This window comes from Streptomyces sp. NBC_01314 (genome assembly GCF_041435215.1).
GTDB lineage: Bacteria > Actinomycetota > Actinomycetes > Streptomycetales > Streptomycetaceae > Streptomyces.
On the sequence record NZ_CP108394.1, the window covers coordinates 8,456,944 to 8,473,580 of the forward strand.

The following is a 16,637-nucleotide window of genomic DNA, read 5'->3' on the forward strand; positions in this document are numbered from 1 at the left end:
TTGTCAAATACCCTTCACCCAAAGGCCGTTGAGTAGTCACGCCCCACCAAATCGCTACCGGCGGGTAAGCCATAGGCTCGAAACATGCGCCGAGCAAAGATCGTCTGCACCCTCGGGCCCGCCACCGACTCGTACGACCAGATCAAGGCACTGGTCGAGGCCGGCATGGACATCGCCCGCTTCAACCTCAGCCACGGCGGCCACGCCGAACACGACGAGCGCTACCAACACGTCCGCAAGGCCACCGACGAGACCGGCCGCAGCGTCGGCACCCTCGCCGACCTTCAAGGCCCGAAGATCCGCCTCGGCCGCTTCACCGAAGGCCCCGTACTCCTTGAACGCGGAGACACCTTCACGATCAGCGTGGAAGAGGGGGCGGAAGGGGACAGCGAAGGCTGCGGCACGACATACACCGGCCTGGCAGCCGACGTCAGCCCCGGCGAACACATCCTCGTCGACGACGGCAAGGTCACCCTGGAAGTCACGGCGGTCGACGGCCCCCGAATCCACACCAGGGTCGTCGAAGGCGGAATGATCTCCGACAACAAAGGGCTGAACCTGCCGGGCGTCGCCGTCTCGGTACCCGCGCTGTCGGAGAAGGACGAGGAAGACCTCCGCTGGGCGCTCCGCACCGGCTTCGACATCATCGCGCTGTCCTTCGTGCGCTCCGGCCGGGACATCGAACACGTCCACCAGATCATGGACGAGGAGGGCCGCCGACTCCCCGTCATCGCCAAGATCGAGAAACCGCAGGCGGTCGACAACATCGAGGAGATCGTCGCGGCCTTCGACGGCATCATGGTCGCGCGCGGAGACCTGGGCGTCGAGATGCCCCTCGAACAGGTCCCCCTGGTCCAGAAACGCACGGTCAAGCTCGCGAAGCGCAACGCCAAGCCGGTCATCGTCGCCACCCAGATGCTCGACTCGATGATCAACAACTCCCGGCCGACCCGCGCCGAGGTCAGCGACGTCGCCAACGCCGTGCTCGACGGCACGGACGCGGTGATGCTGTCCGGCGAGACGAGCGTCGGCAAGTACGCGGTGGAGACGGTCCGCACGATGAGCCGCATCGTGGCGGCGGCCGAATCGGACATGCTGGCGAAGGGCCTCCCGCCTCTCACCGAGCACAACAAACCCCGCACCCAGGGCGGCGCGATGGCCCGCGCGGCCGCCGAGCTCGGCGACTTCCTCGACGCCAAGTTCCTGGTCGCCTTCAGCCAGTCCGGCGACACGGCCCGCCGCCTCTCCCGCTACCGCTCCCCGATCCCGCTCCTGGCCTTCACCCCGGACCCGGCGACACGCTCGCAGCTGAGCCTCACGTGGGGCGTGGAGACCTTCCTGGGCCCGAGCGTCGACTCGACGGACGCGATGGTCGACCAGGTGGACGAGCTGCTGCTGAAGTACGGCCGCTGCAAGAAGGGCGACGTGGTGGTGATCACGGCGGGCTCACCGCCGGGGGTCGCGGGCTTCACGAACATGGTGCGGGTGCATCACATCGGGGAGGAGGAAAGCCCGAAGTAGGGGGTTAGTACTTCGGGCCTACGTGGGTGTCCATGAGGGCGACGGAGGCTTTGCGGGCGACGGAGATGTTGAACGGGGTTCCGCTGCGGGCGCAGCTCGCCCACTCAACGCCGAGTTTGTCGAGGGTGTCGGTGTAGAGCTGCCGGATGTCGTCGGACTTGTTGGCGAAGAAGTAACGCGGGTACTCATAGCGCTTGCGCTCACTGCCGACCAGGCGGGTTGTCCAGTTGGTGATGCGGCAGCCGTCGGAGTGGATGAGGCCTCGGATGAACTTCCATGGGTGAGCGTTGACGATTTCCTGCTGCCACGGGGCGAGAGTGATGGTGCGCTCGTGCTTCATGCCGGGGCCGTGCTGGGGGAAGAGGCACCGCAGATGCTTGGAGTACAGCTTCACCTCTCGGCAGCCCTTTCGGCGAACTCTGCAGACCGAGTTTCCGGGGAACACCGTCCGCATGGCTTTCTCGCACTCGTCCATGAGTCCGGGGTGCGTATCGGCGCAGGCGATCGACAGGCTGGGCACTCGCATCGCGCGGTTTTGGACGATGTGACCGTCGCCGAGGTAGAGCCCAAGCAGGTAGCTGTACGCCGACTCGTCGAGTTCTCGTTCGTCGCAACGTGGGCAGGGCGGGCTGTGGCGTCCGGGGCACTCTCCTCGCTTCGCCCGGTCAAGATGTTTCCAGTAACTGACCGTCCCCAGCGGCACGTTGAGCCGACGGGCTACCTCCGCGTTCTTCGTACCGCCGCGCAGCAGCGTGAGGGCCTTCTGTCGCACCTCAGTGCCATGGAAGTTCATGCGGCCACTCTGTGTCAGTGATCGCGACCGTGTGCAGCAAAAAGCGGATGTTCACGAGAACGTGCACATCCGCTTAACGGTGCCGGGTATGGGATTCGAACCCACACGTCCTTGCGGACAGAGGTGTTTGAGACCTCCGCGTCGACCAGTTGCGCCAACCCGGCGAGAGTGTCTGCCGGGAAGCATACCGGGTCACGGTACTGGCCTGCAGCTAGGTACCCTCTTGTCAGCAGTACCCCTGCCCCGAACGAGGAGCCCACGTGACCGCCCCCGAGTCGCCCCAGCCCGTCGACGACGACAAGTCGCACGTGCCTCCGCTGACGACCCGTGTCGTCATCGCCGAGGACGAGGCGTTGATCCGCCTCGATCTGAAGGAGATGCTCGAAGAAGAGGGCTACTCCGTCGTGGGCGAGGCCGGTGACGGTGAGCAGGCCGTCGAGCTGGCCCGGGAGCACCGGCCCGACCTCGTGATTCTCGATGTGAAGATGCCGAAGATGGACGGGATCTCCGCCGCCGAGAAGATCGCCGAGGAGCGTATCGCGCCCGTGCTGATGCTGACCGCCTTCTCGCAGCGTGACCTCGTCGAGCGCGCTCGGGACGCCGGTGCGATGGCGTACCTGGTGAAGCCGTTCAGCAAGAGTGACGTCGTGCCGGCCATCGAGATGGCCGTGTCTCGGTTCACGGAGCTGAAGGAGCTGGAGAACGAGGTTGCCGACCTCACGCTCCGCCTGGAGACCCGCAAGCTCGTCGACCGGGCGAAGTCGATTCTGCAGACGGAGTACGGGCTGACGGAGCCGGCCGCGTTCCGTTGGATCCAGAAGACGTCGATGGACCGTCGGATGTCGATGCAGCAGGTCGCGGAGGCCGTCATTCTGGACGCCGACGAGAAGAAGGCGGCCAAGGACTGACGCCGCCCCCGCGCACGTATACATACGACGAGGCCCGCGCCCCCCACCTGAAAGGGGGCGCGGGCCTCGTCGTACGTGATGCCGTGCCTCAGTCTTCGCCGAGGTAGGCCTTGCGGACCGATTCGTCGTGGAGCAGGTCGGAGCCCGTGCCGGAGAGGACGACCTTGCCGATCTCCATGACGTGGCCCTGGTCGGCGAGCGAGAGCGCGGCCTGCGCGTTCTGTTCGACGAGCAGGATGGTGGTGCCCTGTGACTTCAGTTCGGCGATCGTGGCCATGATCTTCTGCATCATGATCGGCGAGAGGCCCATGGAGGGTTCGTCGAGCATGAGCAGCTTCGGCTGGGACATGAGCGCGCGGCCCATGGCCAGCATCTGCTGCTCGCCGCCGGACAACGTACCCGCGGCCTGCTTGCGACGTTCTCCCAGGATGGGGAAGAGGTCGTAGGCGCGCTGGATGTCCTTCTCGATGCCGGGCTTGTCGTTGCGCAGGAAGGCGCCGAGGCGGAGGTTGTCCTCGATGGTCATGCGCGGGAAGATGTGCCGGCCCTCGGGGGAGTGGGCGAGGCCGAGCGCGACGATGTCGTGCGCGGGGACCTTCTTCAGTGACTTGCCGTTGAACTTGACCTGGCCGCCGACGGGCTTGAGCAGGCCCGAGAGGGTGCGCAGGGTGGTGGTCTTGCCGGCGCCGTTGGTGCCGATGAGGGTGACGACCTCGCCGGCGTTGACCTTGAAGGAGATGCCCTTGACGGCTTCGATTTTGCCGTAGGCGACCCGGAGGTCCTCTACTTCGAGCAGTGGGGTCATCGGTCGTTCTCCTTGCCGGGCGCGGCGTGTGCTTCGGCGGCCTCGACTTCGGCGACCTCGTCCTGGCCGGGTGCGTCTTCGAAGGGTTCGCCGAGGTAGGCGGCGACGACGCGTTCGTCGCCCTGCACGGTGGCGCTGTCGCCCTCGACGAGTTTTTCGCCTTGGACGAGGACGGCGACGCGGTCGCAGAGGTTGAAGATGAACCGCATGTCGTGCTCGATGACGAGGACGGCTATGCCCTTGTCGCGGATGGCGAAGACCAGTTCTTCGGTGGTTCGCGTTTCCTGGGGGTTCATGCCGGCGGTGGGCTCGTCCAGGAGGAGCAGGCCGGGCTCGCTCGCGAGTGCTCGCGCGATTTCCAGCTTGCGCTGTTCGCCGTAGGGCAGGTTGCGTGCGAGGTGTTCGGCTTTGGCGTCGAGGCCGACGAACTCCAGGAGTTCCATGGCGCGTTCGCGTGAGGCGGCTTCGGCCCTGTGGAAGCCGGGGCCGCGCAGGAGGGCGGACCAGAGGCCTTCCTTGGTGCGGGTGTGGCGTCCGACGAGGACGTTTTCCAGGACCGTCATGTTGGCGAACAGGCGGATGTTCTGGAAGGTGCGGGCGATGCCGGCCGCGGTGACCTTGAAGGACTTGGGGGGGAGGACCTGGCCCTTGTAGCGGACTTCGCCCTCGGTGGGGATGTAGAGGCCGGTGAGGCAGTTGAAGAAGGTCGTCTTGCCGGCGCCGTTGGGGCCGATGAGTCCGACGATCTCGCCGCTGTTGACGGTGAGGTTGACGTTGCGTACGGCGGTGAGGCCGCCGAAGCGCATGGTGACGCCGCGGGCGTCGAGGACGGTCTCGCCGGGTGCGTTGGCGCCGGGTGCGGTGTCCTTGGTGGTGGTGTCGGTGGTCATGGTCAGGCCCCTGCCTTGCTGAGGACTGTGGGTGCTTCGGCGTCTTCGTGGAATTCGAGCTGGCGGCGCCGGTTGGGGATGAGGCCTTCCGGACGGAAGCGCATGAGCAGCACGAGCGCGAGGCCGAAGGCGAAGAGCTGGTAGTCGCCGAGGAACTGGAGCTTGGCCGGGATGAGGTAGAGCAGTGCGGCGCCGACGAGGGGGCCGCTGATGGTGCCCATGCCGCCGAGTACGACCGCTGCCAGGAGGAAGGCGGAGTTCGGTGGGACGACGTGGGCGAACTGGTACTGCTCGGGTGTCACGGTGTAGGTGACGTGTGCCTGGACGGTGCCGGCGAGGCCGGCGAGGGCTGCGCCGAGGGCGAAGGCGATGAGCTTGACCCGGAAGCCGTTGATGCCCATGGCCAGGGCGGCGGTCTCGTCCTCGCGGATGGCGATCCAGGCGCGGCCGATGCGGGAGTCGCTGCTGCGTCGGAAGACGACTACGACGATGAGGGTGATGACGAGCATCAGGAAGAAGTAGTTGGCGAATCGGGCGATGGTGAACCCGGCGATGGTGTGTTCCTGGCCGAAGTCGAACCCGAGGATGTTGAGGTTCGGGATCGAGGAGATGCCGTTGGAGCCGTTGGTGATGTCGGGTCCGGAGGTGCCGTCCATGTTGAGGACGGCGAGGCGGAAGATCTCACCGAAGCCGAGGGTGACGATGGCGAGGTAGTCGCCGCGCAGGCGCAGGGTGGGGGCGCCGATGAGGACGCCGAAGATCATGGCGACGATGGCGCCGAGGATCGCGGAGGCCCAGAACGGCAGGTGGATGTCGAAGGGGGAGGAGGGGGAGCCGGAGACCATGGCCGCGGTGTAGGCGCCGACGCCGAGGAAGGCGACGTATCCGAGGTCGAGGAGGCCGGCGAGGCCGACGACGATGTTGAGGCCGAGGGCGACGGTGGCGAAGATCAGGATGTAGACGCCGATGGTCGCGTACTGGTCGTCGGACTGGGTGAAGGGGAAGGCGGCGGCGGCGGTGAAGGCGCCGGCCATGGTGACGGTGCGGTGCTTCGAGGTGACGGCGGAGACGCGGCCGGCGAGGCCGGCTTTGGCGAGGGCGCCGAAGCTGAAGCCGGCGGTGATGAGGAAGCCGACGAAGAGTTCGTCGTATTCGGTGCCGATGCCGTAGGTGAAGACGAGCAGGCCGAGGGCCATGGCCGCGACGATGATCAGGATCTCGGCGAAGGCGGGCAGCTTCGGGGCCGGTGTGGGTGTGCCGGTGGCGAAGGCGGACTTGATCAGGGCGCGGATCTGGCGTCCGACGCGGGCGATCCGTTCCTGCGGGGTGTCCTCGGGGTCGGGGGTCTCGGCCTCGGGGTGCTCGAAGGGCAGGGAGAGCGCGCCGAGCAGGGCGGCGAGGGTGGCGACGGCCGCGAGGTAGGCGCCGGGTTCGAGGTTGACGGCGCCGCCGAGCTGGACGCTGATCGCGATGACCGTGTACCAGGCGGTGATGAAGGTGCCGAGTGCGGCGAGGCTGATCGCGCTGTCGGCGCCGGCGGGGATGAGCCAGCGCAGGCCCTTGACGCCGTAGGAGGCGAGGCCGAGGAGGGTGGTGAGGGCGCCGCCGATGAGGACGAGGACCTGGAGGCCGCCGGGGTAGCCGTTGACCGTGAGGTTGCCGGGGAAGGCGGAGGTCCAGGTCCAGGCGAGGAAGGCGGAGATCACGGCGAGGGCGCCGCCGCCGGTGGCGAGGGCGCGGCCGATGTTCTCCGGGATGCCGACGAGGCCCCTGGGGGTGTGGTCGTGCTTGGTGGCGGGTGCGGGGGATGCGGTCGTGTGTGTGGTCATCGGTGTCACGCCCTGTCCGCCACGCGCTCACCGAGCAGACCCTGTGGCCTGACCAGGAGTACGAGGATGAGGAGTACGAACGCCCAGACGTTGGCCCAGGACTGGCTGCCGAACTGCTCCATGCCGGGGATGTCGGCGATGTAGGCGGTGGAGAGGGCTTCGGCGAGGCCGAGGACGACGCCGCCGAGCATGGCGCCGTAGATGTTGCCGATGCCGCCGAGGACGGCCGCGGTGAAGGCCTTGAGGCCGAGGATGAAGCCCATGCGGAACTGGACCTGGCCGTACTTGAGGCCGTAGGCGACGGCTCCGACGGCGGCGAACGCGGCGCCGAGGGCGAAGGCGACCACGATGATGCGGTCGGTGTTGATGCCCATGAGCTTGGCGGTGTCGGGGTCCTGCGCGGTGGCCTGCATGCCGCGGCCGGTGCGGGTCTTCATGACGAAGTAGGCGAGGATCGCCATGCTGATCGGGGCGGCGACGAGCAGGAAGATGTCACCGGTCTGGATGGTGACGCTGCCGATTTCGAAGGGGCCGCCGTCGATCTGCGGGAAATTGATGGACTCCTTGGCGTCCGGGTACCAGGCCCACACCGCTTGCTGGAGGGCCAGGGAGAGGCCGATGGCGGTGATGAGGGGGGCGAGGCGGGGTGCGGTGCGCAGGGGCCGGTAGGCGAGGCGTTCCGCTCCCACGGCGGCGAGTACGGCGACGACGATGCCGCCGATGAGCATGAGCGGGAGTGCGACCCACAGGGTGGTGCCGTCGGGCAACACGTACAGGTAGACCGTGATGGCGCCGAAGCCGCCCAGCATGAAGATCTCACCGTGGGCGAAGTTGATGAGCTGGACGATGCCATAGACCATCGTGTAGCCGATGGCGACCAGCCCGTACATGGATCCTAGTAGCAGGCCGTTGACCAGCTGCTGCGGCAGTTCGTTCACCGCATGTCCTCCGAGACTTTCGGACGTTCGACGAATGTGACCGGATGCGAGTCCGCGCGGGGCGCTGTGGTGCAGCGCCCCGCGCGGCTCATGATTGTGCGGATGGGATCAGCCGGTGTAGGTGCCGGACTTGACCGCCTTCCACTCCCCGCCTTCGACCTTGTAGACGGTGAGCTGCTTGTTGGTCGTGTCGCCGTATTCGTCGAAGGAGACCTTGCCGGTGACGCCGTCGAAGGAGACGTTCTGCACGGCTTCGGTGATCTTGGCGCGGGCGTCGGAGGGAAGCTTGCCGTCGTTGTCCTCGACGACCTTCTTCACGGCTTCGATGATCGCCCAGGCGCTGTCGTAGGAGTAGCCGCCGTAGGCCGCGTAGGGCTCCTTGTAGCCGGCGGACTTGTAGTCGGCGATGAAGGACTTGGCGGAGGAGAGTTCCTCGACCGGGGCGCCGACGGAGGTGGCGAAGTCGCCGGTGCTGGCGGAGCCGCCGAGCTCGATGTAGGTCGGGTCGTACATGCCGTCGCCGCCCGCTACGGGGATCTTGGCGCCGGCGGCCTTGATCTGCTTGGTGAGCGGGCCGGACTGCGGGTACTCGCCGCCGTAGTAGACGACGTCGGCGCCGGAGGTCTTGACCTTGGTGGCGACCGCGGAGAAGTCCTTGGTCTCGGGGTCGATGTGCTCGGTGCCGACGACCTCGCCGCCGAGCTTCTTGAACTCGTCGGTGAAGGTGCCGGCCAGGCCGGCGCCGTAGGTCTTCTTGTCGTCGATGACGAAGACCTTCTTCTTCTTTGCGTCGTTGTACAGGTACTGCGCGGCGAACGGGCCCTGGATGGCGTCCGTGGTCGCGGTGCGGAAGTACGACTTGTACGGGCGGACCTTCTTGGTCTGCCAGTCGGCGCCCTGGGTCAGGGTCGGGCCGGTGTTGGCCGGGGAGACCTCGACGAGCTTGGCGTCGTCGAAGACCTTCTGCATGGACTCGGCGACGGAGGAGTTCAGCGGGCCGACGACGCCGAGGACGTCCTTGTTGGCGACGAACGTGGTGGCGTTCTGCTGGCCCGAGGAGGGCTGCGCCTGGTCGTCGAGGGCCTCGACCTCGAAGGTGACGCCTTCTACGTACTTGTCCTTGTTGGCCGTTTTGGCGGCGAGGTCCGCGGAGTTCTTGATGCCGAGACCCAGTGCGGACAGGTCACCGGTCAGCGGGGCGTCGACGCCGATGACGACAGTGGTACCACTGCCGGTGTCCGAGCCGCTTTTGCCGTCGTCGCGCGAACCGCAGGCGGTGAGTGTGAGTGCTCCCGCCGCCAGCGCGGCGGTGATGGCTATGAGCGAACGTTGACGCACGGTCAGTCCTTTCCCTGGCGCGGCCCTTCCTGTTTGGAAGTGGCCGAGTCGAGCGCTGGGCCGAAGACGTGACTTCGATTCCGTTGGCGCGGTGACTGGGCGTGACTCTAAGCGTGTGTGGGGAACGTGTAGGAGGGTCTGGCCAAGGCTGTGACGCTCTTGTTATGACACGAGGTAATGCAGAGCGGTACTCAGTGGGTGGTTGTGCGGAATTCAGGCTGATTCGTCCTGTCCACATGGTGAGAACGTGCAGGGTTGGTGCGGGTCGGTTCAGGAGTGTTCAGCCTTTTGGTGATGACATGGAATCGTTGGTGCAGGCGACTTGAAGGGCGTCGGAGAGGTCCTTCGCGTAGCGCTCACCCAGGATGAAACTGTGCGCTTCTATTGCGCGCGTATTACGTAGAGTTACGTCCAGGAAAGGCAGTCCGGCGTTCTCCGGCGCTTTCCCGCAGTCCGTGACGCGCATCGTGATGACGAGCTTTCGGGGATGGTCCGTCCCGATCCGGACCGGAGTGCCCGGGGTCGTCCGCAGGGAGAGTCCCGCGTAGGGCTGGGTCATCCGCTCGACGGTGACAGGGGGGCCGGATCGCACGCTCAGCTCCACCTCGAAGCCGAAGCTCGTGCGCGGTGCCCCGGCGGGCCGGGTCACCGGGCCCAGATAGCTGACGCCGACCGCCTGGGACGGGTACGGCGCCTCCTGCGCCGTCGGCTCCGGCGTCGGGGCCGGCGTCGGCCGGGTGGCATACAGGGAGCCGCCGCCCGCGAGCACGGCGACGGCCGCCGCGCCCGCGAGCACGGCGCGGCGGTGCCGGTCGTACACCTGGGTGAACCGTCCGCGAGGGGGTTGCGGCGCTGGAGGGGGCTCCGTTTCCGGTACGTCCCACGCGCGTGTGCCCTCGCCCGGCTCGACGGGACCGACCCCGCTCACTGCCAGGGCCCTTCGCCCGGGCCGCCCGAGCGGTACCACTCCCGGCAGTCCGCACGCGCCCGCCGGTCGATCAGGCGTTCCGCCGCGGCGGAACCCGCGCGTTTCTTCTCGGCCCGTGCCGCGTCCACGACCTTCCGCAGGATGTCGTACTGCCCGTTGGACAGTCCCATGGACTGGTAGTCCCCGTAGGTGTCGCCGTCCACCGTCTGCCGTGACCAGTGCGCGACGAGCTTCGCGCACAGCTCCTCCGGCGGGGTGGCCGACGGCGACGGTGAGCCGCCGCCCCGCGCGGACGTCGATCCGCCCGTCGCGGCCGTCGGCCCGCTCGCACCCGGCTCCGTGCACGCGGTGGCCAGGACGCCGATCAGCAGAGCCGGCCCGAGCACCGCCCCCGGCCAGAGGGCTCTTCCCGTTGCCATGCTCCGACGCTAGGGCCTGTCCGCCGTGTGGGACCAGGGGTGGGGAGACCTTCGACCCGTGCCGCCGCACGTCCGCGCGCATCAGTCGGACGTCCGCGCCCGCTCACCCATGGCCCGGGGCGTCCCGCAGCAGGCAGGTCAGCCGGGCCGTGCACACTCGCTTGCCGGCCTCGTCACTGATGACGATCTCGTACGTCGCCGTCGAACGCCCCCGGTGCAGCGGTGTGGCGACACCGGTCACCAGCCCGGACCGTACGCCCCGGTGGTGTGTGCAGTTCAGGTCGACACCCACGGCGATCTTGGAGCTGCCGGCGTGCAGCATGGAGCCGACCGACCCCAGGGTCTCCGCCAGCACGGCGGACGCGCCGCCGTGCAGCAGCCCGTACGGCTGGGTGTTGCCCTCCACCGGCATCGTCCCGACGACGCGGTCCGCCGACGCCTCCACGATCCGCACGCCCATACGGGTGCCCAGGTGGCCGGCGGAGAACATCGCGACCAGGTCGACGCCGAGGGCCGCGTACTCGTCGATGACCTCTTGCGGGAACTTCGCGTGGTGCTGCTCGCCCATGGGGCTCCGTTCGTCGTCGATCGCCTGCGCCGCCGGAGATCGGGTGCCGGCCCTCCTGAGCAAACGCTCAGTCGGTCGACGATTGTTCCAGACGGACCACGACGGACTTGCTGGCCGGGGTGTTGCTGGTGTCGGCGGTGGCGTCCAGCGGCACCAGGACGTTGGTCTCCGGGTAATAGGCGGCCGCGCAGCCGCGGGCCGTCGGATAGTGCACGACCCGGAAGCCGTCGGCCCGGCGCTCCACGCCGTCCTTCCACTCGCCGACCAGGTCCACGTACGAGCCGTCGGCGAGCTTCAGGTCCCGTGCGTCCTCGGGGTTGACCAGGACGACCCGGCGGCCGTTCCTTATGCCCCGGTAGCGGTCGTCGAGGCCGTAGATCGTGGTGTTGTACTGGTCGTGCGAGCGCAGCGTCTGCAGCAGCAGGCGGCCCTCCGGCAGCCGCGGGTACTCGACCGGCGCGGCCGTGAAGTTGGCCTTGCCGGTGGCGGTGGGGAATCGCCGCTCGTCGCGCGGGGCGTGCGGGAGGGTGAAGCCGTTGGGGTCGGCCACGCGCGCGTTGAAGTCATCGAAACCGGGCACCACGCGCGCGATGCGGTCGCGGATCGTCGCGTAGTCCTTCTCGAACTCCTCCCACGGCGTCCGGCTGTCCTCGCCGAGGACCCGGCGGGCGAGCCGGCACACGATGGCCGTCTCGGACAGCAGCTGCCCGCTCGCGGGCTCCAGGCGCCCGCGTGAGGCGTGCACCATGCCCATCGAGTCCTCGACGGTCACGAACTGCTCGCCGCCGCCCTGGAGGTCGCGCTCGGTGCGGCCCAGGGTGGGCAGGATCAGTGCCCGCGCGCCCGTGACGGCGTGCGAGCGGTTCAGCTTCGTCGACACGTGAACGGTCAGCCGGGCGCGGCGCATGGCCGCCTCCGTGACCTCGGTGTCGGGGGAGGCGGACACGAAGTTGCCGCCCATCGCGAAGAACACCTTCGCCTTGTCGTCGCGCATGGCCCTGATGGCCCGTACGACGTCGTAGCCGTGTTCCCGGGGCGGGGCGAAGCCGAACTCCTTCTCCAGGGCGTCAAGGAAGGCCGGGGCGGGCCGTTCGAAGATGCCCATCGTGCGGTCGCCCTGCACGTTCGAGTGGCCGCGCACGGGGCAGACGCCCGCGCCGGGGCGGCCGATGTTGCCGCGCAGCAGAAGGAAGTTGACCACCTCGCGGATGGTCGGCACCGAGTGCTTGTGCTGGGTGAGGCCCATCGCCCAGCAGACGATGGTCCGCTTCGAGGCGAGGACCATGCGCAGCGCCTCGTCGATCCGCTCGCGCGTGAGGCCGGTCGCGGTGAGCGTCTCGTCCCAGTCGGCGGCGCGGGCGGCCTCGGCGAACTCCTCGAAGCCGTGGGTGTGCTCGGCGATGAACGCCTCGTCCACCGTGCCTGACCCCGCGCCGGAGGCGCTGTCGTGTTCAGCGAGGATCAGCTTGTTCAGGAGGCGGAACAGGGCCTGGTCGCCGCCGATGCGGATCTGGAGGAACAGGTCGGTGAGGGCGGCGCCCTTGAACATGCCCTGCGGGGTCTGCGGGTTCTTGAACCGCTCCAGGCCGGCCTCGGGCAGCGGATTGACGGTGATGATCTTCGCGCCGTTCGCCTTGGCCTTCTCCAGCGCGGAGAGCATCCGGGGATGGTTCGTCCCCGGGTTCTGCCCGGCGACGATGATCAGATCGGCCTTGTAGAGGTCCTCCAGCAGGACACTGCCCTTGCCGATGCCGATCGTCTCGGAGAGCGCGGAGCCCGATGACTCGTGACACATGTTGGAGCAGTCCGGCAGGTTGTTCGTGCCGAACTCGCGGGCGAAGAGCTGGTAGAGGAACGCGGCCTCGTTGCTCGTCCGGCCGGAGGTGTAGAAGAGGGCCTCGTCGGGGGAGGCGAGGGCCTTCAGCTCCTCGGCGACGATGTCGAAGGCGCGTTCCCAGGACACCGGCTCGTACCGGTCGCCCCCCTCGGGGAGGTACATGGGGTGCGTGAGCCGCCCCTGTTGCCCGAGCCAGTAACCACTCCGCGTGGCGAGATCGGCCACGCTGTGGGCGGCGAAGAACTCGGGAGTGACCCGACGAAGCGTGGCCTCCTCGGCGACCGCCTTGGCCCCGTTCTCGCAGAACTCCGCGGCGTGCCGGTGGTCCGGTTCCGGCCAGGCGCATCCCGGGCAGTCGAAGCCGTCCTTCTGGTTGACCCGCAGCAGCGTCAGCGCGGTCCGCTTCACACCCATCTGCTGCTGCGCGATCCGCAACGTGTGTCCGATCGCCGGCAGGCCCGCCGCGGCATGCTTGGGCTCCGCGACCTGCGGCGCGTCCTGAACCGGATCACTCTTCGGCGCCTTGCCGGCCATGGCTGCTCCCCATTCGCATGCTCGTTCTGTTCGGGCGTGTGGCTACGCTTCCGATCCTCGCACGCGTGACCTACGGCGGACGAGGGCCGGCCTCCGGCCGGGGTCGACCTCCGGCTTGGGCCGACCGACGGCCGGGACCGACCGACGGCCGGGACCGACCGACGGCCGGAGACCGGCCGGTCCGCAGTCGGCGGCCGGCCTCACGCGGTGCCCGGCCGGTTCTCGACACGTCCCTGGGGTCCGGCTGTCAGTGGCACGTGGCAGGATCGGGTTCGTGGCAGAGACAGGATCGAAGAAGACCGACAGCACCCCCGGCGGCAGCCGTCCCCGGCTCATGCTCATGGACGGGCATTCGCTGGCCTACCGCGCGTTCTTCGCGCTGCCCGCGGAGAACTTCACGACAGCGACGGGCCAGCCGACCAACGCGATCTACGGCTTCGCGTCGATGCTGGCGAACACGCTGCGCGACGAGGCCCCCACCCACTTCGCGGTCGCGTTCGACGTCTCCCGCAAGACCTGGCGCTCGGAGGAGTTCACCGAGTACAAGGCGAACCGCTCGAAGACCCCGGACGAGTTCAAGGGTCAGGTCGAGCTGCTCGGCGAGCTGCTCGACGCGATGCACGCGGTCCGCTTCGCGGTCGACGGCTTCGAGGCCGACGACATCATCGCCACGCTCGCCACCCAGGCCGAGGCCGAGGGCTTCGAGGTCCTCATCGTCACCGGCGACCGGGACTCCTTCCAGCTCGTCAGCGAGCACACCACCGTGCTCTACCCGACGAAGGGTGTCTCGGAGCTGACCCGGTTCACTCCGGAGAAGGTGTTCGAGAAGTACGGCCTCACCCCGGCCCAGTACCCGGACTTCGCGGCGCTGCGCGGCGACCCGTCCGACAACCTCCCCGGCATCCCCGGCGTCGGCGAGAAGACCGCCGCGAAGTGGATCAACCAGTTCGGTTCGTTCGCGGATCTCGTCGAGCGCGTCGAGGAGGTCAAGGGCAAGGCCGGGCAGAACCTCCGCGACCACCTGGAAGCCGTCAAGCTCAACCGCCGTCTCACCGAGATGGTGCGCACGGTCGAACTGCCCAAGGGCGTCACCGAGCTGGAGCGCGCCGCGTACGACCGCAAGGCCGTCGCGATGGTCCTCGACACCCTGGAGATCCGCAACCCGTCGCTGCGCGAGCGCCTGCTGGCCGTCGACCCGGGCGCCGAGGAGGCCGACGCCGGTCAGCCGGCCGCCCCGGGCGTCGAGGTGGACGGCACGGTCCTCGGCTCCGGCGAGCTGGCCCCCTGGCTCGCCGAGCACGGCACGGAGGTCCTCGGCGTCACCACGGTCGACACCTGGGCGCTCGGCACGGGATCGGTCACCGAGATCGCGCTCGCCGCGGCCGGGGGAGCGGCCGCCTGGTTCGACCCGACCGAACTGGACGAGACGGACGAGACCGCGTGGGCGGCCTGGCTCGCCGACACCGCCAGGCCGAAGGTGTTCCACAACGCCAAGGCCGCGATGCGGGTCTTCGCCGACCACGGCTGGACCATCGAGGGCGTCGGCATGGACACCGCGCTCGCCGCGTACCTGGTCAAGCCGGGCCGCCGCTCCTTCGACCTGGACGCGCTCTCCCTGGAGTACCTGGGCCGCGAGCTGGCCCCCGCCGCCACGGCCGACGGTCAGCTGGCCTTCGGCGCGGACGAGGGCGCCGAGGCCGACGCGCTGATGGTGCAGGCCCGCGCGATCCTCGACCTCGGCGAGGCCTTCGGCGCGCGCCTGCAGGAGGTGGGCGCCGAAGGCCTCCTGCGGGACGTGGAGCTGCCCACCTCCGCGCTCCTGGCCCGCATGGAGCGCCACGGCATCGCGGCGGACCGCGCCCACCTGGAGGCCATGGAGCAGATGTTCGCGGGTGCCGTGCAGCAGGCGGTGAAGGAGGCGCACGCGGCGGTGGGGCACGAGTTCAACCTGGGTTCGCCCAAGCAGCTCCAGGAAGTCCTCTTCGGCGAGCTGGGCCTGCCCAAGACCAAGCGCACGAAGACGGGCTACACCACGGACGCGGACGCCCTGGCCTGGCTCGCGGGCCAGACGGACAACGAACTGCCGGTGATCATGCTCCGCCATCGTGAGCAGGCGAAGCTGCGTGTCACCGTCGAGGGCCTGATCAAGACCGTCGCCGCGGACGGCCGTATCCACACCACGTTCAACCAGACGGTCGCCGCCACGGGCCGCCTGTCGTCGGTGGACCCGAACCTCCAGAACATCCCGGTCCGCACCGACGAGGGCCGCGCCATCCGCCGCGGCTTCGTCGTCGGCGAGGGCTTCGAGTCCCTGATGACGGCGGACTACAGTCAGATCGAACTGCGGGTGATGGCCCACCTCTCCGAGGACGCGGGCCTGATCGAGGCGTTCACCTCCGGCGAGGACCTGCACACCACGGCCGCCGCCCAGGTGTTCGGGGTCGAGCCGTCGGCGGTGGACGCGGAGATGCGCCGCAAGATCAAGGCGATGTCGTACGGCCTGGCCTACGGGCTGTCCGCGTTCGGTCTCTCCCAGCAGCTGAACATCGACGCGGGTGAGGCGCGTGCCCTGATCGACGCGTACTTCGAGCGCTTCGGCGGTGTACGGGACTATCTGCGCCGGGTCGTGGACGAGGCGCGTGCGACGGGGTACACGGCGACGCTCTTCGGGCGCCGGCGCTACCTCCCCGACCTCAACAGCGACAACCGTCAGCGTCGCGAGGCCGCCGAGCGGATGGCTCTCAACGCGCCCATCCAGGGCACCGCCGCCGACATTGTCAAGATCGCCATGCTGAACGTCGGCCGCGCCCTGGACGAGGCCGGTCTCGCCTCCCGGATGCTCCTCCAGGTCCACGACGAAATCGTCCTGGAGATCGCCCCCGGCGAACGCGACCGCACCGAACAACTCCTCCGCCACGAAATGGCCGACGCCGTCCACCTGAGGGCCCCGCTGGACGTCTCGGTGGGCCACGGCCCGGACTGGGAGTCGGCGGCGCACTAGCCACTCGGGCGGCACACCAGCCACTGAAGGAGGGGCCCGGCGCAGCATGCGCCGGGCCCCACTGCCGGATCGGCGCGCACGCCGGGCCTCACCTGCCGGGGCGCGGCGCACGCCGGTCCTCATCCGTTCGGGTCGCGGCGCACGCCGGGCCGCGCCCTGCCGGATCGGTGCGTGTGCCGGGCTCGCGCGGTCGGGTCGGTGGGTGCGCCCGGTTCTGCCTGGCGGGTCGACGTGTATGCCGGGCCTCGCGCGGTCGGGTCGGTGGGTGCGCCGGGTTCGACCTGGCGGGTCGACGCGTGCGCAGGGCCTCGCCCGGCCCGGATCGGTG

13 protein-coding genes and 1 tRNA gene are annotated in these 16,637 nt (G+C 68.8%); 3 read left to right on the forward strand and 11 right to left on the reverse strand.

Annotation, left to right across the window (positions count from 1 at the left end; genetic code table 11):
• Window positions 1-84: 84 nt before the first annotated feature.
• Window positions 85-1,521 (forward strand): pyruvate kinase, encoded by a 1,437-nt coding sequence (gene pyk, locus OG622_RS37125; RefSeq protein WP_371581004.1) that lies wholly within the window; start codon window positions 85-87, stop codon window positions 1,519-1,521.
• Between the two features lie 4 nt (window positions 1,522-1,525).
• Here pyk and OG622_RS37130 read toward each other — a convergent pair whose 3' ends face one another.
• Both OG622_RS37130 and OG622_RS37135 read right to left on the reverse strand, forming a co-directional pair.
• Entirely contained in the window at window positions 1,526-2,314 is a 789-nt protein-coding gene (locus tag OG622_RS37130) for a helix-turn-helix domain-containing protein (RefSeq protein WP_371581005.1), read from the reverse strand.
• 80 nt (window positions 2,315-2,394) lie between these two features.
• A tRNA-Leu gene (locus tag OG622_RS37135) sits at window positions 2,395-2,478 on the reverse strand.
• A 96-nt stretch (window positions 2,479-2,574) separates the two neighbouring features.
• Between OG622_RS37135 and OG622_RS37140 the strand changes: the two genes are divergently transcribed.
• Complete coding sequence (locus OG622_RS37140; protein ID WP_371581006.1) at window positions 2,575-3,222, forward strand: ANTAR domain-containing response regulator; 648 nt, start codon at window positions 2,575-2,577, stop codon at window positions 3,220-3,222.
• Between the two features lie 88 nt (window positions 3,223-3,310).
• Here the strand turns inward: OG622_RS37140 and OG622_RS37145 are convergent, their stop codons facing one another.
• The 9 genes from OG622_RS37145 to OG622_RS37185 all read right to left on the reverse strand — a co-directional run bounded on the left by OG622_RS37145 (window position 3,311) and on the right by OG622_RS37185 (window position 13,308).
• Complete coding sequence (locus tag OG622_RS37145) at window positions 3,311-4,027, reverse strand: ABC transporter ATP-binding protein (RefSeq protein WP_371581007.1); 717 nt, start codon at window positions 4,025-4,027, stop codon at window positions 3,311-3,313.
• Window positions 4,024-4,917, reverse strand: coding sequence for an ABC transporter ATP-binding protein (locus OG622_RS37150; RefSeq protein WP_371581008.1), 894 nt, complete (start codon window positions 4,915-4,917; stop codon window positions 4,024-4,026). Before OG622_RS37150 ends, OG622_RS37145 begins: the two co-directional genes overlap by 4 nt.
• A gap of 2 nt (window positions 4,918-4,919) precedes the next feature.
• Window positions 4,920-6,746 carry a branched-chain amino acid ABC transporter permease gene (locus OG622_RS37155; protein ID WP_371581009.1) on the reverse strand — a complete coding sequence of 609 codons (1,827 nt, stop codon included), beginning with the start codon at window positions 6,744-6,746 and terminating at the stop codon, window positions 4,920-4,922.
• Between the two features lie 5 nt (window positions 6,747-6,751).
• Complete coding sequence (locus tag OG622_RS37160; RefSeq protein WP_371581010.1) at window positions 6,752-7,684, reverse strand: branched-chain amino acid ABC transporter permease; 933 nt, start codon at window positions 7,682-7,684, stop codon at window positions 6,752-6,754.
• Between the two features lie 108 nt (window positions 7,685-7,792).
• Window positions 7,793-9,022 (reverse strand): branched-chain amino acid ABC transporter substrate-binding protein, encoded by a 1,230-nt coding sequence (locus tag OG622_RS37165; protein WP_371581011.1) that lies wholly within the window; start codon window positions 9,020-9,022, stop codon window positions 7,793-7,795.
• 280 nt (window positions 9,023-9,302) lie between these two features.
• Window positions 9,303-9,950 carry a Tat pathway signal sequence domain protein gene (locus OG622_RS37170; protein ID WP_371581012.1) on the reverse strand — a complete coding sequence of 216 codons (648 nt, stop codon included), beginning with the start codon at window positions 9,948-9,950 and terminating at the stop codon, window positions 9,303-9,305.
• Window positions 9,947-10,369, reverse strand: a complete 423-nt coding sequence (locus OG622_RS37175; RefSeq protein ID WP_371581013.1) for a hypothetical protein — start codon at window positions 10,367-10,369, stop codon at window positions 9,947-9,949. The genes OG622_RS37170 and OG622_RS37175 overlap by 4 nt, the downstream gene beginning before the upstream one ends.
• Window positions 10,370-10,472: 103 nt before the next feature.
• A complete protein-coding gene (locus OG622_RS37180; RefSeq protein ID WP_371581014.1) occupies window positions 10,473-10,937 on the reverse strand; it encodes a PaaI family thioesterase in 465 nt (154 codons plus the stop codon).
• Between the two features lie 67 nt (window positions 10,938-11,004).
• On the reverse strand, window positions 11,005-13,308 hold the full coding sequence (locus OG622_RS37185) for an FdhF/YdeP family oxidoreductase (RefSeq protein WP_371581015.1): 2,304 nt from the start codon (window positions 13,306-13,308) through the stop codon (window positions 11,005-11,007).
• Between the two features lie 274 nt (window positions 13,309-13,582).
• On the opposite strand from OG622_RS37185, the gene polA reads away from it, so the two are divergent.
• Window positions 13,583-16,309: a DNA polymerase I gene (polA, locus tag OG622_RS37190; RefSeq protein ID WP_371581016.1), complete on the forward strand. Its 2,727-nt coding sequence runs from the start codon at window positions 13,583-13,585 to the stop codon at window positions 16,307-16,309.
• Window positions 16,310-16,637: the final 328 nt, after the last annotated feature.